Annotated in this window: 16 protein-coding genes, 2 tRNA genes and 2 other annotated features; of the genes, 15 read left to right on the top strand and 3 right to left on the bottom strand. The window is 38.2% G+C overall.

All coding sequences use genetic code 11. The features are described from left to right. From dnaA to gyrA, 7 genes are all read left to right on the top strand, one after another. Nucleotides 1-1344 carry a chromosomal replication initiator protein DnaA gene (gene dnaA / locus MHH51_RS00005; protein WP_147212581.1) on the top strand — a complete coding sequence of 448 codons (1344 nt, stop codon included), beginning with the start codon at nucleotides 1-3 and terminating at the stop codon, nucleotides 1342-1344. Between the two features lie 245 nt (nucleotides 1345-1589). Next, entirely contained in the window at nucleotides 1590-2726 is a 1137-nt protein-coding gene (dnaN, locus tag MHH51_RS00010) for a DNA polymerase III subunit beta (protein WP_339283896.1), read from the top strand. Between the two features lie 582 nt (nucleotides 2727-3308). Next, on the top strand, nucleotides 3309-3530 hold the full coding sequence (yaaA, locus tag MHH51_RS00015; RefSeq protein ID WP_147212579.1) for a S4 domain-containing protein YaaA: 222 nt from the start codon (nucleotides 3309-3311) through the stop codon (nucleotides 3528-3530). A 3-nt stretch (nucleotides 3531-3533) separates the two neighbouring features. Further along, nucleotides 3534-4658 carry a DNA replication/repair protein RecF gene (recF, locus tag MHH51_RS00020; RefSeq protein ID WP_339283898.1) on the top strand — a complete coding sequence of 375 codons (1125 nt, stop codon included), beginning with the start codon at nucleotides 3534-3536 and terminating at the stop codon, nucleotides 4656-4658. Nucleotides 4659-4737: 79 nt separating this feature from the next. Continuing rightward, a complete protein-coding gene (locus MHH51_RS00025; protein ID WP_339283900.1) occupies nucleotides 4738-5010 on the top strand; it encodes a DUF370 domain-containing protein in 273 nt (90 codons plus the stop codon). Between the two features lie 263 nt (nucleotides 5011-5273). After that, the gene (gene gyrB / locus MHH51_RS00030) at nucleotides 5274-7199 is read left to right on the top strand and encodes a DNA topoisomerase (ATP-hydrolyzing) subunit B (protein WP_147212608.1); all 1926 of its coding nucleotides are present in this window, start codon (nucleotides 5274-5276) and stop codon (nucleotides 7197-7199) included. Between the two features lie 445 nt (nucleotides 7200-7644). Next, nucleotides 7645-10161 (top strand): DNA gyrase subunit A, encoded by a 2517-nt coding sequence (gene gyrA, locus MHH51_RS00035; RefSeq protein ID WP_147212576.1) that lies wholly within the window; start codon nucleotides 7645-7647, stop codon nucleotides 10159-10161. 94 nt (nucleotides 10162-10255) lie between these two features. Here gyrA and MHH51_RS00040 read toward each other — a convergent pair whose 3' ends face one another. Next, the gene (locus MHH51_RS00040) at nucleotides 10256-11209 is read right to left on the bottom strand and encodes a YaaC family protein (RefSeq protein WP_339283904.1); all 954 of its coding nucleotides are present in this window, start codon (nucleotides 11207-11209) and stop codon (nucleotides 10256-10258) included. Nucleotides 11210-11461: 252 nt separating this feature from the next. Between MHH51_RS00040 and guaB the strand changes: the two genes are divergently transcribed. From guaB to MHH51_RS00060, 4 genes are all read left to right on the top strand, one after another. Then, nucleotides 11462-12934, top strand: a complete 1473-nt coding sequence (gene guaB, locus MHH51_RS00045; protein ID WP_147212574.1) for an IMP dehydrogenase — start codon at nucleotides 11462-11464, stop codon at nucleotides 12932-12934. Between the two features lie 271 nt (nucleotides 12935-13205). After that, complete coding sequence (locus tag MHH51_RS00050; RefSeq protein WP_147212573.1) at nucleotides 13206-14543, top strand: serine hydrolase; 1338 nt, start codon at nucleotides 13206-13208, stop codon at nucleotides 14541-14543. A gap of 67 nt (nucleotides 14544-14610) precedes the next feature. Then, nucleotides 14611-14841: a binding site (T-box leader), on the top strand. 66 nt (nucleotides 14842-14907) lie between these two features. Beyond that, a complete protein-coding gene (gene serS, locus MHH51_RS00055) occupies nucleotides 14908-16185 on the top strand; it encodes a serine--tRNA ligase (RefSeq protein ID WP_147212607.1) in 1278 nt (425 codons plus the stop codon). Nucleotides 16186-16288: 103 nt separating this feature from the next. Then, nucleotides 16289-16381, top strand: a tRNA-Ser gene (locus tag MHH51_RS00060). Between the two features lie 80 nt (nucleotides 16382-16461). On the opposite strand, the gene MHH51_RS00065 is transcribed toward MHH51_RS00060, so the two are convergent. Further along, nucleotides 16462-17208: a GTP pyrophosphokinase family protein gene (locus MHH51_RS00065; RefSeq protein WP_147212805.1), complete on the bottom strand. Its 747-nt coding sequence runs from the start codon at nucleotides 17206-17208 to the stop codon at nucleotides 16462-16464. A gap of 152 nt (nucleotides 17209-17360) precedes the next feature. After that, nucleotides 17361-17569: a binding site (T-box leader), on the top strand. An 87-nt stretch (nucleotides 17570-17656) separates the two neighbouring features. On the opposite strand from MHH51_RS00065, the gene proC reads away from it, so the two are divergent. The 4 genes from proC to MHH51_RS00085 all read left to right on the top strand — a co-directional run bounded on the left by proC (nucleotide 17657) and on the right by MHH51_RS00085 (nucleotide 19542). Beyond that, a complete protein-coding gene (gene proC, locus MHH51_RS00070; protein ID WP_339283906.1) occupies nucleotides 17657-18475 on the top strand; it encodes a pyrroline-5-carboxylate reductase in 819 nt (272 codons plus the stop codon). A 24-nt stretch (nucleotides 18476-18499) separates the two neighbouring features. After that, complete coding sequence (locus tag MHH51_RS00075) at nucleotides 18500-18787, top strand: TIGR04104 family putative zinc finger protein (protein WP_147212803.1); 288 nt, start codon at nucleotides 18500-18502, stop codon at nucleotides 18785-18787. 120 nt (nucleotides 18788-18907) lie between these two features. Then, a tRNA-Arg gene (locus MHH51_RS00080) sits at nucleotides 18908-18980 on the top strand. A 379-nt stretch (nucleotides 18981-19359) separates the two neighbouring features. Further along, entirely contained in the window at nucleotides 19360-19542 is a 183-nt protein-coding gene (locus MHH51_RS00085) for a hypothetical protein (RefSeq protein WP_339283908.1), read from the top strand. Nucleotides 19543-19685: 143 nt separating this feature from the next. On the opposite strand, the gene pflA is transcribed toward MHH51_RS00085, so the two are convergent. Continuing rightward, complete coding sequence (gene pflA / locus MHH51_RS00090; protein ID WP_156988829.1) at nucleotides 19686-20426, bottom strand: pyruvate formate-lyase-activating protein; 741 nt, start codon at nucleotides 20424-20426, stop codon at nucleotides 19686-19688. Between the last annotated feature and the right edge of the window lie 43 nt (nucleotides 20427-20469).

A 20469-nucleotide genomic window follows, 5' to 3' on the forward strand; every position in this document is an offset into this window, starting at 1 on the left:
TTGGAAAATATTGAAGAACTTTGGGATGCAACATTGAACACCATCCAGGATAAATTAAGTAAACCGAGCTTTGATACTTGGCTGAAAAACACAAAAGCCCTTCATTTAGAAAAAAATACATTGGTTATCACCGCTCCAAATGAATTCACAAAGGATTGGCTGGAAACACAGTATACAGATTTAATTACCCAGACTTTAGAAGAAATCACTGGTACTAATCTGAATGCCAAATTTATTATTCCTGATTCTGTGGAAGAACCGTCAGATCAAAAACCAATGCCAAAACCGAATATTGACGCTAAAACGACAGATTCTCCAAAATCAATGCTGAATGATAAATATACATTCGATACTTTTGTGATTGGCGCCGGGAACCGCTTTGCGCACGCAGCATCTTTAGCTGTTGCCGAAGCTCCTGCCAAAGCATACAATCCATTATTCATTTATGGAGGAGTTGGTTTAGGGAAAACACATTTAATGCATGCAATCGGTCATTATGTAAGAGAGCATAATAAAAATGCCAAAGTGGTTTACCTGACCTCTGAAAAATTTACGAATGAATTTATTAATGCCATTATGGATAACAAATCGAATCATTTCCGCAATAAATACCGCAATATTGATGTCCTTCTTATTGATGATATTCAATTTATTGCTGGAAAAGAATCAACTCAGGAGGAATTTTTCCATACTTTTAATGCGCTGCATGAGGAAAGTAAGCAAATTATTATTTCCAGTGACCGGCCTCCAAAAGAAATTCCTACATTAGAGGATCGCTTGCGTTCACGCTTTGAATGGGGACTGATTACGGATATTACACCTCCTGATTTAGAAACGAGAATTGCTATTTTAAATAAAAAAGCAAAAGCAGAGGGATTAGATATTCCAAATGAAGTCATGCTGTATATTGCTAATCAGATTAATACAAATATCCGTGAGCTGGAAGGTGCGCTGATTCGTGTTGTTGCTTACTCTTCATTAGTAAACCAGGACATCGATGCTTCTTTAGCGGCAAATGCTTTGAAGGATATTATTCCTAGTAATAAGCCAAAAGAAATTACTATTCCAGCTATCCAAGAGGTTGTAGCGGATAGATATCATATCCGGCTGGAGGATTTTCCTGCTAAAAAGCGTACCAAGTCTATTGCATTCCCAAGGCAGATTGCTATGTATTTATCAAGAGAGCTGACGGATGCTTCTTTGCCTAAAATTGGCCAGGAATTTGGCGGGAGAGACCATACAACAGTGATTCATGCACACGAAAAAATTTCAAAGCTGCTTGAAACGGATACAGAATTAGATCGGGATATTGAAGAATTAAAAGAAAAGCTTAAATCCTTATAAGCTGCACGGCTGTGTATGTTGTGTAAAGATGGAACAACATATAAACAGGTTATACACATGTGGAAAACTTTGATATTTTTAACTTGATTCTACTTATCCACAGTAACCACAGCCCTTATTACTATTATTACTGTTTTTTATATTATAATTAATAAATATATAGAACCCTTTTTCATGAATTTAGGAAAGAAATTAAGAAACAGCTGCTGCAAAGCTTTTCTTTAAAAATCAAGGAGGATAAATACATGCGTTTTACAATACAAAGAGATAAATTGATTGCTGGTGTTCAGGATGTAATGAAAGCAATCTCTGCCAGAACTGTTATTCCGATATTAACTGGAATGAAAATTGAAGTGAAGCAACATGGAGTCACTTTAACGGGTAGTGATTCTGATATTTCGATTGAATCTTATATTCCAGCTGAAGATGAAGACAAAGTATATATTGAAAATATTGAAGAAGGAAGTATTGTGTTGCAGGCTAAATACTTTCCTGAAATTGTCCGCAAGCTTCCTGAATCACAGGTTGATATTGTAGTTGACGATCAATTTAATGTAAAAATTACTTCAGGGAAATCAGAGTTTAATTTAAATGGCCAAAGTGCGGATGAATATCCAATGCTTCCTAAGCTGCAAACAGAAAACAGCTTTGAAATGCCAATTGATTTATTAAAAAGCATGATTAAGCAAACTGTTTTTGCTGTATCTACGATGGAAACAAGACCGATTCTAACCGGAGTAAATATTAAGTTAGAAGATCAAAAGCTTGTATTTACTGCAACAGACAGCCATCGTCTGGCAAAAAGAGATGTGCCGGTAACAGGTACAAATGTGACTATTGAACAGGTAGTTGTACCTGGAAAAAGCTTGAACGAACTATATAAAATTTTAAATGATTCTGAGGAAACTGTGGAAATCAGTGTAACGAACAACCAGATTCTTTTCCGTACGAAGCATTTGAATTTCTTATCCAGATTATTAGATGGAAATTATCCCGAAACCTCGAGATTAATTCCAGATCATAGTAAAACTACTATTCAAATTAAAACAACACCACTTTTAAGATCAATTGAACGTGCTTCTTTATTGGCAAAAGAAGAAAGAAATAATGTTGTTAAGTTTACAAGCAATGATAATGCTTTGATTGAGATCTCAAGTAATTCTCCGGAAATTGGAAATGTAGAAGAAGAAGTAACTGCTGATAAGATTGATGGGGAAAATCTAAAAATATCCTTCAGTTCAAAATATATGATCGATGCATTAAAGGCGATTGAATATGACGAAGTAGTGATTGAATTTACTGGAGCTATGCGTCCATTTGTCATTCGTCCAGTAGAAAATGAATCTATTCTTCAACTGATTTTACCAGTAAGAACATACTAGGAGATATTTATCTTTTTACGCACAACGCGTAAAAAAATGCATCAAATTCAGGGGATAAGTAAAAGTTATACTTCGTAAACTAAAAGGCTCTTTTAATAAAAAAGGGCTTTTTAGTTTTTTTAGAGTAAAAGAAGCAGATAAAACATATTTAATTTTAAAAGCAGGTAAGGGAAATCAACTTAACGGGGACAGAAAGCACCATTGAAGAATAATCGAGCATACAGCCTTTTAGGAAAATCGCAGTATTCAGCTTTAAAATCCAAAATTTAGAGCGGGTACGACTGAAAAATGGCCAGTTTCAACACAGATATATTTAAATCCATCCCTATATTATTTTATTTTTTACAATCCCTTTTAAAAAACAACATAAAACGCGCTCTAAGAAGAGAAGAGAGAAATAAGAATGCCCCCATTAAAAAAGTCTAAAAAACGCTAAGACATATCTTTTTGTAATTATTTGAGGCCTTTCCTTCCTTTTTTAATCAATTTTTAGTAAAATAGAAAATAGAAGAAATAATATACGTGTCTGTTTTCACTTTTTTATAAGGCAGACAAAACAAATAGAAAGTATTTGGTGATATCATGCATGAGCAGATAAAAATAGATACGGAATATATTACGCTTGGCCAATGTGTCAAGTTGCTTAATTTTTTGGATTCTGGTGGAATGGTCAAAGCATATCTTCAAGATATAGGTGCTGTGGTAAATGGAGAACGTGAACATCGCCGCGGAAGAAAATTATATCCGGAAGATGTCCTTGAAATAGATGAGATAGGATCCTTTGTCATTTTCAAAGAGGAATAAAGAATGCATATTGAACAATTGAAATTAACCAATTACCGCAATTATGAAGCGTTGGATATTACATTTGATGATAAGGTTAATGTCATCATTGGAGAAAATGCTCAAGGAAAAACCAATCTGATGGAAGCTATTTATGTGCTCTCATTTACCCGTTCTCATCGGACGATGCGGGAAAAAGAGCTCATACGCTGGGATTCAGATTATGCTACAATAGAGGGCAGGATTACGAAAAGGAATCAGTCCATCCCCCTGCAAATCTCCATTTCATCTAAAGGAAAAAAAGCAAAAATAAATCATTTGGAGCAGCACCGGTTAAGTGACTATATTGGTGCGGTTAATGTGGTTATGTTTGCGCCGGAGGATTTGACCATTGTAAAAGGAGCTCCGCAGATTCGCCGTCGTTTTATGGATATGGAATTAGGTCAAATCCAGCCAACCTATATCTACCATTTATCTCAATATCAAAAAATACTGAAGCAAAGAAACCATTTATTAAAGCAGCTGCAACGTCAGAGCAGTGCTGATGAAACTATGTTGGATGTATTGACCGACCAACTGGTTGAGCATGCTTCTTTTTTGCTGGAGAGACGATTTGTTTACCTTGATCTGCTGAGGAAATGGGCAGGACCTATTCACGAAGGGATCAGTCGTAATCTAGAAAACTTAGAAATTCAATATGATGCGACAATAAAGGTATCAGAAGGCGCAAATAAGGAAAAAATAACTACTAACTATGAAAATTCCTTTAAGGAGGTCCGTAAAAAAGAAATCGAACGCGGTACAACATTGATTGGTCCGCACAGAGATGACCTTATTTTTTTCGTGAATGGCAAAGATGTCCAAACGTATGGCTCGCAAGGACAGCAAAGAACGACTGCATTATCCATTAAATTGGCTGAGATAGAACTGATCTATCAGGAGGTGGGTGAATATCCGATTCTTTTACTTGATGATGTATTAAGTGAACTGGATGATTACCGCCAGTCTCACCTTTTAAATACGATTCAGGGAAAAGTACAGACATTTGTTTCAACAACGAATGTAGATGGTATTCATCATGAAACTTTGAAAAATGCAGAGTTATTTTATGTTCATCAAGGTATCGCAACAAATAATAAAGAGTCGTAATCTGCTGCTTTTTTTAAGGTGAATGAGCAGCGTAAGAATGGAAGAAGTCTGATTAAACGAAGAAAGGAAGCGATTGATCGTGTTCATCCACATTGGCAATGATAATGTTATCCGGTCCCGGGAGGTCATTGCGATAATTGATTACGATTTATATACAAATGCATCAGGAATGTATCAGATGATACAGGAATGGAGGCAGAAGGATAGAGTTTCCGGTCCCGAAAAAAAGGCAAAATCCATTATGATTACAGAAAATCGTATTTTTTTCAGTACCTTATCGGTAGCTACTTTAAGAAAGCGGTCAGGTATTTTAACAACAATCAGTAATTTAGAAGATTATTATGAAGAATGAGTTTGAAAAGCGCAGCCGTATCTGTAAATCAGCTTATTAAAAAATTAGAGCCGGAGAAAGCTGTTTTTCTATAAATAATTATCTCTGCACAGACAATCTAATAATATTCTAAACAGCAAAAAATCAAGAGATTCCAGCTGCACAATAATGCAGAATACTCTCTTTTTAAATATAAAAAGAAACTTTATTCAGCGGGAGTTTTACAGACGGTTATCCGTGATAAATTGATGAAGCGTAATTCATATAGAAATGAGTGTGAGAAGATGTCAATGGAAGACAAAGTAACAGAAAACCAAGCCTATGATGCTGACCAGATACAAGTACTCGAAGGTCTTGAAGCCGTTCGTAAAAGACCAGGAATGTACATCGGTTCCACCAGTGAAAAAGGATTACACCACCTTGTTTGGGAGATTGTCGATAACAGTATCGATGAAGCACTGGCAGGTTATTGTGATCATATTGAAGTCATTATCGAAGAAGATAACAGTATTACTGTAAAAGATAATGGCCGGGGAATTCCTGTTGGTATCCAAAAGAAAACAGGCCGCCCAGCTTTAGAAGTTATTATGACAGTGCTTCACGCCGGCGGTAAATTTGGCGGCGGCGGATATAAAGTTTCCGGTGGACTTCATGGTGTAGGTGCGTCTGTTGTAAATGCTCTTTCCAGTAAATTAGAGGTAACTGTTCACCTTGATGGAAAAATTCACTACCTTTCTTTTCATAAAGGGGTTCCTGATGGAGAGATTGAGATTATCGGTGATACAGATATTACAGGAACAGTAACACACTTTATACCAGATCCAGAAATTTTCACAGAAACTACCGAGTACGATTATGGAACATTAGAACAACGTCTGAGAGAGCTTGCTTTCTTAAACAAAGGATTGCGTATATCCATTGAAGATAAGCGTACGGAGAAAGAGCCGGCAACGTATTATTATGAGGGCGGAATCAGTTCTTATGTAGAATTCATTAATAAAAATAAAGAAGTATTGCACGAACCATTCTATGCTGAAGGTGAAGATCAGGGAATAGCTGTTGAAATTGCTATCCAATATAACGATGGGTTTGCAACCAGCTTATATTCTTTTGCTAATAATATTCATACCTATGAGGGCGGAACACATGAAGTTGGTTTCCGTTCAGGGTTGACGCGTGCAATCAATGATTATGCGAAAAAGAACAGCTTATTGAAAGATAATGAATCGAACCTGTCTGGAGAGGACGTCCGGGAAGGTTTGACAGCAATTGTTTCCGTGAAGCATCCAGATCCACAATTTGAAGGGCAGACGAAAACAAAGCTGGGAAACAGCGAAGTACGTGCAATTACAGATGGCGTATTTTCAGAGACCTTCTCTAAATTTCTTTATGAAAATCCAACGATTGCTAAAATTATTGTTGAAAAAGGGTTAATGGCGTCCAGAGCACGTTTGGCTGCTAAAAAAGCAAGAGAGCTGACACGTCGTAAAAGTGCGCTCGATGTAACAAGTCTGCCAGGAAAATTAGCTGATTGTTCTTCAAAAGACGCATCAAAAAGTGAGCTGTACATTGTAGAGGGTGACTCTGCCGGCGGTTCTGCAAAATCAGGAAGAGACCGTCACTACCAGGCAATTCTTCCTTTACGAGGGAAAATCTTAAATGTCGAAAAAGCACGTCTGGATCGAATTTTATCAAATAATGAAGTACGTGCCATGATTACGGCGTTAGGAACTGGTATTGCTGAAGATTTTGATATATCTAAGGCACGCTATCATAAGGTTGTTATTATGACAGATGCTGATGTGGATGGAGCTCATATCAGAACGTTATTATTAACATTTTTCTACCGATATATGCGTCCATTAATTGAGCATGGCTATATTTATATTGCACAGCCGCCGCTTTATCAAATCAAGCAGGGCAAAGCGGTCCATTATGTTTATTCCGATAAAGGTCTGGATGCACTCCTTGCTGAGCTTCCAAAAGCACCAAAACCAGGTATTCAGCGCTATAAAGGACTGGGAGAAATGAACGCGGACCAGCTTTGGGATACAACAATGAACCCAGACTCACGTACACTGCTGCAGGTTGAGCTTAACGACGCAATTGATGCAGACCAGGTTTTTGATATGTTAATGGGCGATAAAGTAGAACCACGACGCAACTTTATCGAAGAAAACGCCCAGTACGTACAAAACTTAGATATTTAAGTGTTACATCATTTTGATAAAGGCAATTAAGCGGATAGAAAATCTCTATTCCTTTGTGTCAGGTGTTAAAAATATAATAGTTATATAAGTTTAATTATTAATATACATGCTTCCGTTTTCTTTATTAATAAGAATGAATAGTGATAGTACTCTACAACTAGCGGAAGAAATACACGTAGACTCCCGTGGGAAAGCGCAAATGTCTTCGGTGGGGCGAGTAATCGCAGTCCCAGGGGGAAGACCCCGCAGAAAAAGCGGTCTTCTTTTTCGAGGAGGCTGAGCGCAAGCCCACAGGAAAGCGTAGTGTATTTCTGGAGCGGCCATTCTAAAGGCTATTCTTAGACTCCATGTATATTCAAAAAGCTCAAATATTATAATCCAGCTTATCCAATGGAAAGATTCGAGGAAATCACTGAAATAATAGTGATTGGGAGGTTATTAGACTATGGCAGAGGAAAATCGTCCGAGTGTCCAGGAAATAAATATAAGTAAAGAGATGCGCACATCCTTCTTGGATTATGCGATGAGCGTAATTGTAGCAAGGGCATTACCAGATGTCCGAGATGGAATGAAGCCCGTACATCGCCGTATTCTTTATGCAATGAATGATCTGGGAATGCACTCTGACAAAGCATTTAAAAAATCGGCACGTATTGTTGGAGAGGTTATTGGTAAGTACCATCCACATGGTGATTCGGCTGTTTATGAAACAATGGTAAGAATGGCGCAGGATTTCAGTTATCGATATATGCTCGTGGACGGGCATGGGAACTTCGGTTCTGTCGATGGTGATTCGGCAGCGGCAATGCGTTATACAGAAGCACGTATGTCTAAGATTTCCATGGAGCTTCTTCGTGACATTAATAAAGACACAATTGACTATCAGGATAACTATGACGGCGCTGAACGTGAACCAATCGTGTTCCCGGCTCGATTCCCTAATTTACTTGTTAATGGAACATCAGGGATTGCTGTCGGGATGGCAACGAATATTCCGCCGCATCATTTGGGAGAAACAATTGATGCTGTACTTGCAGTAAGTAAAAATCCGGATATAACAGTAGATGAAATTATGGAAAGCTATCTTCCAGGTCCAGACTTCCCTACAGCTGGTCAAATCTTAGGAAGAAGCGGTATCCGCAAAGCCTATGAAACAGGAAAAGGATCTATTACGATCCGTGCAAAAAGCAATATTGAGCAGGGGAAAAATGATAAAGAAACAATTATTGTGACAGAGCTTCCTTATCAGGTGAACAAAGCTAAGCTTATTGAGAAAATAGCTGAACTTGTCCGTGATAAAAAAATTGATGGTATCACAGATCTTCGTGATGAATCTGACCGTAATGGGATGAGGATTGTAATCGAGCTCAGAAGAGATGCAAATGCGAATGTTGTATTGAATAATTTATATAAGCATACTTCTTTGCAGACAACTTTTGGTATTAATATGCTTGCCCTTGTTGACGGGCGTCCAAAAGTATTAACTATTAAACAATGCTTAGAATATTATTTAGAGCATCAAAAAGAAATTATCAAGCGCCGTACAGCTTTTGAGTTAAATAAAGCAGAAGCACGCGCACATATTTTAGAAGGCTTGCGTATTGCACTTGATCACTTGGATGAGGTTATTTCCTTAATCCGTAACTCCAAAACGGCCGATATAGCAAGAGAAGGCTTAATCGAACGTTTCCAACTGTCTGAAAAACAAGCTCAGGCAATTCTTGATATGCGTCTGCAGCGTTTAACAGGCTTGGAACGTGAAAAGATTGAAGAAGAATATAAAGAGCTGCAGGCATTAATTGCTGAATTAAAAGCAATTTTAGCTGACGAAGAAAAAGTATTAGAAATCATTCGTGAAGAGCTGATTGAAATCAAAGAGAAGTTCCGTGATGACCGCCGTACAGAAATTGTTGCCGGCGGAGCAGGTTTCTTTGAGGATGAAGATCTTATCCCGGAAGAAAATATTGTTATCACGCTGACACATCAGGGTTATATTAAACGATTACCGGCGTCTACGTACCGTACACAGCGCCGCGGCGGCCGTGGTATCCAGGGAATGGGCACGAACGAGGATGACTTTGTAGAGCATCTTGTATCAACTTCAACACATGATACAGTTCTATTCTTTACGAACAAAGGGAAGGTTTATAAAACCAAAGGATACGAAGTTCCTGAGTTTAGCCGTACTGCCAAAGGAATCCCAATCATTAATTTGCTTCAGGTGGAAAAAGGGGAATGGGTCAATGCAGTTATTTCTGTATCTGAGTTTGATGAAGACCACTTCTTGTTCTTTACAACGAAGTATGGGGTTGCGAAACGTACCTCCCTTGAAAAATTTAAAAATATCCGCAAAGGCGGCCTCATTGCTGTAAATCTGCGGGAAGAGGACGAATTAATTTCTGTCCGTATGACCGATGGCGAAAAAGAAATTATGATTGCTACGAAAAATGGCTATTTAATCCGTTTTGAGGAAGAGCAGATGCGTCCAATGGGAAGAACAGCAGCAGGAGTAAAAGGAATTTCCCTGCGCGAGGACGATGAAGTAGTTTCGATGGAAATCATGGAAGAAGGTTCTAAAATTCTCCATGTAACAAGTAAAGGATTTGGAAAGCAGACACCAGAAGATGAATATCGCCGTATTAACCGTGGCGGTAAAGGTGTATTTACCTGTAAGCTTGATGAAAAAACAGGACATGTTGTTGCTGTGAAGGCTATCCATGGTGATGAAGATTTAATGGTTATCACTGTTGGCGGTGTGCTTATTCGTATTCAAGTATCCGATATTTCTCAAACTGGCAGAAATACTAAAGGAGTGCACTTGATTCGTCTGCAGGATGATGAAGAAGTTGCAACTGTAGCCCGAATTGAGAAAGAAGAAGAGGTAGTGGAAGAAGAAGCAGAACAAGCTGAGCAAACGGAAGTGTCTGAGAAGAATAACGAAGCGGATGATAACAACGAGTAACAGATAAGATTTTTTAGTTCGTATTGTTATCCAATGATAATATTAAGAAAAACAGCTGCCTGGCTATGGGAAATACAGCTTGGCGGCTGATTTTTTATTTAGTTTCACCCTGAAAATTTTGCAATAAACACTGGCTGATAAGGGCTGGTGTTTTTTGCTGTGTTATTTTTAAAAATTGTTGAATCAGCGGATATTCCCGATCTGTCTTCATTTGGATAAGCTCTCCCCACCATTCTGTTTCATACCTGCAAATCATGCTTAAATTAAATAGAAGCAGATAATGCACCAGGATCTCAGAATAAGGGAAATAATCTGCTCTTGCTGCCGGAAAATAAATACATTCATTATACAGATGATAACGGAAAGGTCCATTCCAATCTGTGACGGATCCTGTCAGATAAAGCTGTAATCCTCCTTCTTTCTGCTGAATATCCTCGATTGGGGGAAGAAAGGGACGAATTCGCTCTACAAATGTAGCTTCTTTTAAATGAAATCCATCTAAAATACTGTCTGGAAAGTAAAGCTGTTTACTTCCTGTTTTTCCAATAATAACCATAGGATTTTCTTTGTTAAAATTCCAGATAGTACTTAATTCTGGAATAGAACGCAGCAGCTGCTGCATCGAAACACGATTTAAAGGGAAAGGATGGTGAGAAAATAAATAACGGCTGACATATGGAAATAAACCCTGCTGTTGAATTTTGACTTCATCCTCAATAAAACGATAATCTTTGCGTTTTCTTTTCCGGGCTGTCAAACCGTGTGCAAGTACAGCTGTTGTTTCAGGATAATCAGGGCGTTTTGTTAACAGCCAGCCTTTTAAAAGATGCATCATCCCATAAAAAGACAAAACAGGCTGAACCAGAATATTGCTGCTTTGGCTGGATTCCATAAAACTGATTCCATTATTTATATAGTGTATAAACGCGGAACTATTTTGATAGCTTTTTGTTTTCGTATCATCCTGAGATTGATAACTTTTTTCTAAATATTTTTGCGCATTTTCTTCTGCAGTTAAAAACGAGTAGATATCTTCATAAGGAATCATCACTCCAGCTCCATAACTATTTAAATATTTTGAATCTATCCTCTATTTGTACTTATATGTAGGGTGCTTGAAAAAGCTTAAAAGATAGAGTAATGTAAGTAAAAATAGATATTTGCTACTACTTTCACAAAGGCGGTATTTTTTAAGCAGTTTCTCCGATATCGTATGAAGATATACCTTGAAAACTGTATAGCATCTGCAAAATGAAGTGAAACTATGTTGTAAATTCAATGATTGGAGGATGAGCTAGCAATGAGAGAAGACAAATTTGCAAAAGAAGGTTTAACGTTTGATGATGTACTACTTGTTCCGGCTGAATCAGAGGTTTTACCAAATCAGGTGGATTTAAGTGTTGATTTAACATCAAACTTAAAGTTGAAATCACCTTTTATCAGTGCCGGAATGGATACAGTAACAGAAGCAGAAATGGCAATTGCTATGGCAAGACAGGGCGGATTTGGTGTTATTCATAAGAATATGTCTATTGAACAGCAGGCAGAGGAAGTAGACCGTGTAAAACGCTCTGAAAGTGGAGTTATCACGAACCCTTTCTTCTTGACTCCTGAGCATCAGGTATACGATGCGGAGCATTTAATGGGGAAATACCGCATTTCAGGAGTTCCAATTGTTAATAATATTGAGGAACAAAAGCTTGTCGGTATTTTAACCAATCGTGATTTACGCTTTATTGAGGATTATTCAATTCTGATTTCAGAAGTGATGACAACTGAGGAATTGGTAACAGCGCCAGTTGGCACAACATTGGATGAAGCAGAAAAGCTTCTGCAGAAATATAAAATTGAAAAGCTGCCTCTCGTTGACGATCAAGGGATTCTAAAAGGGCTGATTACGATTAAAGATATTGAAAAGGTCATTGAATTTCCGAATGCAGCAAAGGATTCACAAGGACGGTTAATTGTAGCGGCTGCTGTCGGTGTTACTGGCGATGCGATGAAGCGGATTGAAAAATTAGTTGATGCTGGAGTAGATGGCATTGTTATTGATACTGCACATGGCCACTCTAAAGGTGTTCTTGATCAATTAAAATATATCCGTGAGGCCTATCCCGATTTAGCGATTATTGCAGGAAACGTAGCAACAGAAGATGGGACAAGGGCTTTAATTGAAGCAGGAGCTTCTGTTGTAAAAGTAGGTATTGGACCAGGATCAATCTGTACAACTCGTGTTGTTGCAGGTGTTGGTGTACCGCAAATCACCGCTGTTTATGATTGTGCCCGGGCAGCAAAGGAGTATGGTGTTCCTGTCATTGCAGACGGCGGCATTAAATACTCTGGTGACATTGTAAAAGCTTTAGCAGCAGGTGCACATGCAGTAATGCTGGGAAGTATTTTTGCAGGGACATCGGAAAGTCCGGGGGAAACAGAAATTTTCCAGGGACGCCAATATAAAGTATATCGTGGTATGGGATCTGTCGGAGCGATGCAGGCGGGATCCAAAGATCGTTATTTCCAAAGTGATTCAGAGAATAAGAAACTCGTGCCAGAAGGTATTGAAGGACGTATTGCTTATAAAGGATCACTTGGAGATACCTTCCATCAGCTGGCAGGCGGTCTGCGCTCTGGTATGGGTTATTGTGGTACAAAAACATTAGAGAGCCTAAGAAATGACTCTCGATTTATCCGCATTACAGGTGCCGGATTAAAGGAAAGTCATCCACATGATGTACAAATTACGAAAGAAGCTCCAAACTATTTTGTGCAGTAATGAAATGAATTTTATATGATGACAAATTTGTGTCATACGGTCGTAAAAAAAATAGATAGAGGATGTTGCTCTATCTATTTTTTTATGAATTTTTATGGTAAAATGTGAAGCGTGCTTAGCAGAATACATAGAACTTATCACAGTGCTGCGCTTTTGGGTGAAACAGGTAATTTACAAGCCCTATTTAGTGGAAAAAGAGCGAAAAAAATGTCACTGAATGAAGTTTCGTTTTATGTAAACAAGCTATATTATTAAACGGAGGTACGGAAATGTGAGAAAGTCTATGAATAAATTATTTCTTTTGGTGGCTGCAGCAGCGCTTGTCTTAACATCTTTAGGAACACCAGCCATGTCTGTTTATGCAGATGAATTAGAATTAGAGGCAGAATCGGTTATTTTAGTGGATGCAGAAACGGGTAAAATTTTATATGCGAAAGACCCGGACGTGGCATTGCCTCCTGCTAGCATGACGAAAATAATGACAGAATATCTTGTTTGGGAAGCAATTGAAAATGGGGATATTTCTTGGGATACAACAACACAGATTAGTGATTATGCATATAGTATATCCGCAAATGGCGATTTTTCAGGTGTTGGATTAACACAGCAAAAAGACTATACAGTAAAAGAATTATATGAAGCAATGGCAATCAACTCAGATAATGCTACATCCATTGCATTGGCTGAATTAATTGCAGGATCTGAAAGTGAATTTGTTAAATTGATGAATGAGAAGGGCGAAGAATTAGGTCTTCAGGAATATAAATTTGTCAATTCAACGGGATTAGATAACGAGAGTTTAGGAGATAATTATCCTGAAGGGACCAGCCCTAATGATACAAACTTATTATCATCCCGTGCAGCTGCAATTCTGGCGACAGCTTTGGTGAATGACTACCCGGAAGCTTTGGAAATATCAAGTATACCGAGTACAGAATTTGATGGACAGGAAATTGACAACTGGAATTACATGCTCGATCATGATTCAGTGAACTTAGAACAATACTATTATGAAGGTGTAGACGGCTTGAAAACAGGTCATACTGATCTTGCCGGTTATGCTTTTACAGGAACAGCAGAACGTGATGGAAAACGGCTTATCACGGTTGTTATGAAAACACCGAGTATGGAAAAACGCTTTGAAGAAACGGCAAAGCTGTTAGATTATGGATTTGACCAGTTTGAAACAAAAGAATTGTTTCCTGCAGGATATCAAGAAGAAGGCGAAGAAACAATTCCTGTCGCAAAAGGAAAAGACAAAGAAGTAAATATTGGTATTAATAATGCTATTCAGGTTCCTGTGAAATCAGGTGAGGAAGAGCTTTATCATTTAGAATATACGTTAGATGAAGATAAATTAAATAGTAACGGTGAGCTGGAAGCTCCAATAGAAGCGGATGAAGTAATTGGAACAGTTAACGTTGTCTATGATGGGGAAGAAGAAGATTATGGCTATATTTCAGATGAAGCAAGCCAGGAAAGTTACGAATTAGTTGCTATGGACTCTGTTGAAAAGGCTAATTGGTTTATGCTCACTTTACAATCTATAGGTGATTTCTTCGTAAATATGTTCCAGGGAGCATACAACTGGGTTAAAGGACTTTTTTAATTAATTTCTCCAGAAACCTTGCAACCTGATATGAAATAGCTTATGATATACAATAATTCAAAAAAAACATAATGTGTTGATAGGAACTAGTAGCTGTTTTTCTATCTGTAGAGAGCTAATGGCTGGTGTAAATTAGCGTTAGAATACAGTGAATCCATCCTGGAGCATGCTTATCGAAGTGAGTCAGTCATTGTAAGTAAGCACGGAGATACGACGTTATTCGTATACAAAGCCGAAAGAGTCCATTTGGATTCTTTAACTAGGGTGGCAACGCGGGAAATATACTCTCGTCCCTTTCTATATAAGGGACGGGAGTTTTTTAATGGTTTAAAGAGGAAGTCAAATATACAAGGAGGTAACAATGATGTTAGATATGAAGTATGTACGAAATAACTTTGATGAGGTAAAGAGAAGGCTCGCGCACCGTGGAGAAGATCTCAGTGAATTAGATAAATTTGGTGAGCTGGATGTAAGAAGACGTGAATTAATCGCAGAGACGGAACAGTTAAAGGCAAAGCGTAATGAAGTGTCTAAGGAGATTTCTGTTCTAAAGCGTGAAAAGAAGGATGCTGAAGCAGCTATTGCTTCCATGCGTGAAGTTGGAGATGAAATATCTAAGCTTGATAAAGAATTAAAAGAAATTGAAGAAACCTTAGACCAGATCATGCTTTCTATTCCTAATCTGCCGCATGCGAGCGTTCCTGTCGGAGAAGATGAAGATGATAACGTAGAAGCACGTAAATGGGGCACTGTTCCAGAATTTTCATTTGAAGCACAGCCGCACTGGGATGTTGCTACAAATTTAGATATTTTAGACTTTGAGCGCGCTGCAAAGGTAACAGGAAGCCGTTTTGTTTTCTATAAAGGGTTAGGAGCGAGATTAGAGCGTGCATTATTGAACTTTATGATGGATCTGCATGCGGATAAGCATGGATATCAGGAAATGCTTCCTCCATATATTGTGAACCGGATGAGCATGACCGGCACCGGACAGCTTCCTAAGTTTGAGGAGGACGCATTTAAGCTGGAGGGCTGGGATTATTTTCTGGTACCGACAGCTGAAGTTCCTGTAACGAACTATCATCGTGATGAAATTTTAACAGTAGATGATCTGCCGAAAAAATATGTCGCATTCAGTGCCAGCTTCCGTTCTGAAGCAGGTTCTGCCGGAAGAGATACACGCGGTTTAATCCGTCAGCATCAATTTAATAAAGTCGAGCTCGTGAATTTTGTAAAACCGGAAGATTCTTATGAAACATTAGAAAAGCTGACTGGTGAAGCAGAGAAGGTGTTACAGCTGTTAGAATTACCTTACCGCGTAATGAGTATGTGTACAGGTGATTTAGGCTTTACAGCAGCGAAAAAATACGATATTGAAGTATGGATCCCAAGCCAGGATACGTATCGTGAGATCTCTTCCTGCTCTAATTTTGAAGATTTCCAGGCGCGCCGTGCCGGTATCAGATTCCGCCGTGAAGCAAACGGGAAACCTGAATTTGTTCATACTTTAAATGGTTCTGGTCTTGCATTAGGACGTACAGTAGCAGCAATTTTAGAGAATTATCAACAGGAAGATGGAAGTGTTGTTGTACCGGAAGTACTACGTGCCTATATGGGCGGCGTAGAAGTGATTGGCAAGTAATATTCAAGTGAAAGACACTCTAATTTCGGAGTGACTTTCACTTTTTTTTTGAAAAATGTTGACAAGTAATATTGGTGGGTGGTATAGTAGTTTTTGTGTTCACGGAGGTATACCCAAGTCTGGCTGAAGGGATCGGTCTTGAAAACCGACAGGCGGGTCAAACCGCGCGGGGGTTCGAATCCCTCTACCTCCTCCATTTATAACAAAAATAAATAATGATAAATAAAAACCCGTGGCTTTCGAGCTGCGGGTTTTCTGATATATTCCTACATAGATTTACTCTTTATCTCTTCTCTCCATCAATGATTCCAATAACTGCTTTGGCAGCGGAAAGCGTTTGTTATCCAGCGGCAGAAAGTTGAGCTTGCTCTCTGCATGTTTATCTTCTTTAGCCTCGTTCATTTCCGAATGAAGAAACTCCATCTTCTCATCTAGCTGATTTGCAATATTTGCGCTGGTTGTTAATTCTGCCACCAGGTGTTCCGGTACTTCTCCATCATATTTATAATAAATTTTATGCTCTAAGCTCGCCCAGAAATCCATGGCAACAGTGCGAATCTGTATTTCGATAAATACCTCTTCCTGACGGTCAGAGAAAAAGACAGGAATCGATAAAATCAAATGAAGGCTTTTGTATCCATTTGGTTTTGGATTCTTAATATAATCTTTTATTTCAATAACTTTTATATCCTGCTGACCTTGTATCATTTCACTGATTTTATAAATATCAGAGATAAAGGAGCAGACAATACGGATCCCTGCAATATCCTTGATATAGTTCTTAATCGACCCTTGCGTAATTGGAATATTTTTGCGCTGGCATTTTTGTAAAATACTTTCAGGTGATTTAATGCGTGATTTTAAATGTTCAATCGGATTGTAATCATGAATATGCTCAAATTCTTCCTGAAGGATGTTAAGCTTTGTATTTATTTCATCCAGTCCAAATTTGTAGCTGAGCATAAAACGTGTAAGTTCTTTTCGTACAGCTGTTAACTGGTTTATTTGTTTTGATTCATCCATTGATAAAATTCCTTTCTGGCTTTCATTCAGATACAATATAAGTATAGCAAAAATTGTTTTTTATATCAGATTATAAGGTGTCTTATTTTGTCCTTGCAGATGTACTCTTGACAAAAGCGTGACAAGCCCTTATAGTACAATTCAACATAATAAAAAATACGTTGAACGGACCAGTAATTTATGTGCATTTACGAAAGAGAGGAAATCCTGTGGCTGTGAGATTTCTGTAAATGCCTTTATGAACCTATCCGTGAGTAAGTTGGCGGATGCTGACTGCAGCATGCTGCATTATCAAAGAGAGTGGATAAGCTTTTATCAAAAAAGGTGGTACCGCGGAAATAATACTGATTCCGTCCTTTATATAGGATGTGTAATCAGTTTTTTTATTGTCAGCAAGGTACAGATGATATATATCAAATGAATCAAGATAACTACAGGAGGAAAATACATGGATAAGACAATTGCATTTTTTGGAGCAGGAAATTTAGCAGAGGCGATTATTGCCGGAATAACGAGAAGCAATATTGTTTCTAATGAACAGGTACTTGTTACCAATCGCAGTGATAATACACGTCTAGATTTACTTTCCGAAAAATATGGGGTGCAATGTAATCGGAATAAGGAAGAAATGATTCAGGAAGCAAATATTATTATTTTGGCTATGAAGCCTAAGGATGCGGGTAACTATTTAAATTGGCTTAAAGATCATATAAAGCCGCATCACGTGGTTATTTCTGTGATCGCAGGGTTATCCATCGAACAGATGGAAAAAATGCTTGGAGAAGGTATTCCTGTTATTCGGACGATGCCAAATACATCTGCATTAATCGGCCAGTCAGCTACTGCTATTTCCAAGGGATCTTACGTCCAGCTTAGTCAGCTTTATCTGGCAGAAGAGCTTTTCCAGACAGTAGGCACAACAAAAATTGTCGATGAGAGGGATATGCACACAATTACAGCTATTGCTGGAAGCGGTCCGGCGTTTTTCTATTATATGGTAGAATCAATGGAGAAGGCAGCGGTAGAGGCAGGACTGGACCAGGAGACAGCATTAGAATTGTTAACACAGACCGTTATTGGTGCAGGGAAAATGCTTGAATCATCCGGAGAAAATCCAGAACAGCTGCGCATTAATATTACCAGTCCGTCCGGAACAACAGAGGCTGGCTTAAATCAGTTAATGGCGAATGAATTTGATAAGGCTGTTAAAGCATGTGTAAATGGAGCGAGAGAGCGTTCTATCGAAATAACAAATGCACAGAAATAACTTTGAAGAGAAGAGGGGAAGTATATGCATACACCGGACTGCAGCTATTGCGGGAAGAGATGGAGTTATGGGCAGACCTTTAAACAGGTATTTAAGATTAAAATGATCTGTCCGCATTGCGGTAAAGAAAATTTTTATGATGCAAGTAAAAAAGGCGGCTGGCTCCCTTTATTAGCAATTCCCATTTTTTTAGGGCTGGCAATTCTATTAAAACTTTCTTCTGCCGGAATTATTCTGGTAGGCTGTTTATTAATGATTCTTCATGTCCTGTCTATCCCTTATCGCACAAGTTTACAGAAAGCAGGTAAATGAACGAAACAACCTGCTTTTCAAAATAGATAAGGTTTAGTATAATACGATTGTTCGTTTATTTTTTGAAGGGCGGACAATGAAATATAATTAGGCGAATACAATCGCTTGATTATACCAATAGCCCCAGTAGCTCAGGGGATAGAGCATCGGTTTCCTAAACCGTGTGCCGCAGGTTCGAATCCTGCCTGGGGCGTAAGTAATAGTGTGTGTGTGAAAAAGCAACTGGAAACATCGGAGATTTCCAGTTGCATTATTTTTGGAAAAGGTTTGTACTTAAAATTTAAATAAACCATTAAACGTCATTTTTCGTTTTCTTGTTTGTCTTATAACAAGAGTTTAGAAGGATGGCGTTTTAAATTTTATTGCGTTATTAACTATAAATAATTTAGAAAGGAGACATTTTATGCGATTTTTACCTTTACTATTTTGTATTTTTTCTATACCGTTTATTCTGGTAAGTTGCAGTGAAAAGAAAGAAGAGTCTGATCTAATTACAGAACATCCAACACGCTTACATACTATAGGCGAATTTTATAAGATATAAAGAAGCTAATGATGAAAGAGAGATGGAAATGTTAAAATGTACCCGTAGTCAAGAAGGAGCACCTTTCCTACGTCAATTCCCATTTATTTTAGAAGAATCCACTGCACAAGAAGTTGAACAAGCAACCCTGCTGATGGATGCACCACTAGATAACGAGGGAAACGCGGCAGGAGAGGATTTAGAGATAGAAATTTATTTCTTAAAAGATTAATTTCTATTTTAGCAATTTTTTTGGCTGCAGCATCGATAAGGTATTGATTTATAAAAAAATATATAGTGAAAGGAGCCGCTTTTTTTGTGAACGGCTCCTTTCATCTATATAAAGAGCAATATCGAGCAAGGAAGTTCCCGCTGCTATATCACTTTCACCCGATTCAAAATATCCTCCGCATTTTTCACGCGATCCTCTGTCGGTGGCTCCACACCCTCGAGCGGATAATCTAATCCAAGATTTTCCCATTTATAAACACCTAATTTATGATAAGGCAAGACTTCTATTTTTTCGACATTATTTAATGTAGCAATAAAGTCTGATAGTTCTTGCAAGTATTCATCGTTATCACTGCCGCCAGGTACCAGTACGTGCCGGATCCAGACGGGAACGTTTTTTTGGTCTAAATAATTGGCCATATCCAGAATGTGTTCATTTGAAAGACCTGTGAGTTCTTTGTGCTCTACAGAATTAATATGCTTTAAATCTAATAATACTAAATCGGTTAATTCTAGTACTTTATCTAAATTCTCTATAAAGTGAGGAGAGCGGTTAAAGCACCCGGCAGAAGTATCAATGGTTGTGTGTACGCCTAATTTTTTCAGTTCGGTAAATAGTTCGAGTAAAAATTCAACCTGAAGCAAAGGCTCTCCGCCGCTTACAGTCACTCCTCCATTCGTAGCCTGGAAAAATGGAAGATAATCCTTAATGTCTTTTACAAGCTCTTGTACAGACATTTTCTTTCCTGCCCCCATTTTCCAAGTATCGGGATTGTGACAAAATTTGCAGCGTAATAGGCAGCCCTGGGTAAATATAACGTACCGCAGCCCCGGCCCATCTACCGTTCCACACGTTTCGATTGAGTGAATTCTTCCTTCTTTCATGATACTCTTCCTCCCCGCTTTATTGCTTAAAATAATTCTTCAT

This window comes from Oceanobacillus sp. FSL K6-3682, from assembly GCF_037976165.1.
Taxonomy (GTDB): Bacteria; Bacillota; Bacilli; order Bacillales; family Amphibacillaceae; genus Oceanobacillus; species Oceanobacillus sojae.

What these genes read in the sequence shown, in the direction of transcription:
- dnaN (WP_339283896.1), top strand. Translation starts at nt 1,590, where the DNA reads ATGCGTTTTACAATACAAAGAGATAAATTGATTGCTGGTGTTCAGGAT.
- MHH51_RS00040 (WP_339283904.1), bottom strand. Translation starts at nt 11,209, where the DNA reads ATGATTCCTTATGAAGATATCTACTCGTTTTTAACTGCAGAAGAAAAT.
- guaB (WP_147212574.1), top strand. Translation starts at nt 11,462, where the DNA reads ATGAGAGAAGACAAATTTGCAAAAGAAGGTTTAACGTTTGATGATGTA.
- MHH51_RS00085 (WP_339283908.1), top strand. Translation starts at nt 19,360, where the DNA reads ATGTTAAAATGTACCCGTAGTCAAGAAGGAGCACCTTTCCTACGTCAA.
- serS (WP_147212607.1), top strand. Translation starts at nt 14,908, where the DNA reads ATGTTAGATATGAAGTATGTACGAAATAACTTTGATGAGGTAAAGAGA.
- gyrB (WP_147212608.1), top strand. Translation starts at nt 5,274, where the DNA reads ATGTCAATGGAAGACAAAGTAACAGAAAACCAAGCCTATGATGCTGAC.
- pflA (WP_156988829.1), bottom strand. Translation starts at nt 20,426, where the DNA reads ATGAAAGAAGGAAGAATTCACTCAATCGAAACGTGTGGAACGGTAGAT.
- gyrA (WP_147212576.1), top strand. Translation starts at nt 7,645, where the DNA reads ATGGCAGAGGAAAATCGTCCGAGTGTCCAGGAAATAAATATAAGTAAA.
- yaaA (WP_147212579.1), top strand. Translation starts at nt 3,309, where the DNA reads ATGCATGAGCAGATAAAAATAGATACGGAATATATTACGCTTGGCCAA.
- proC (WP_339283906.1), top strand. Translation starts at nt 17,657, where the DNA reads ATGGATAAGACAATTGCATTTTTTGGAGCAGGAAATTTAGCAGAGGCG.
- recF (WP_339283898.1), top strand. Translation starts at nt 3,534, where the DNA reads ATGCATATTGAACAATTGAAATTAACCAATTACCGCAATTATGAAGCG.
- MHH51_RS00065 (WP_147212805.1), bottom strand. Translation starts at nt 17,208, where the DNA reads ATGGATGAATCAAAACAAATAAACCAGTTAACAGCTGTACGAAAAGAA.
- MHH51_RS00075 (WP_147212803.1), top strand. Translation starts at nt 18,500, where the DNA reads ATGCATACACCGGACTGCAGCTATTGCGGGAAGAGATGGAGTTATGGG.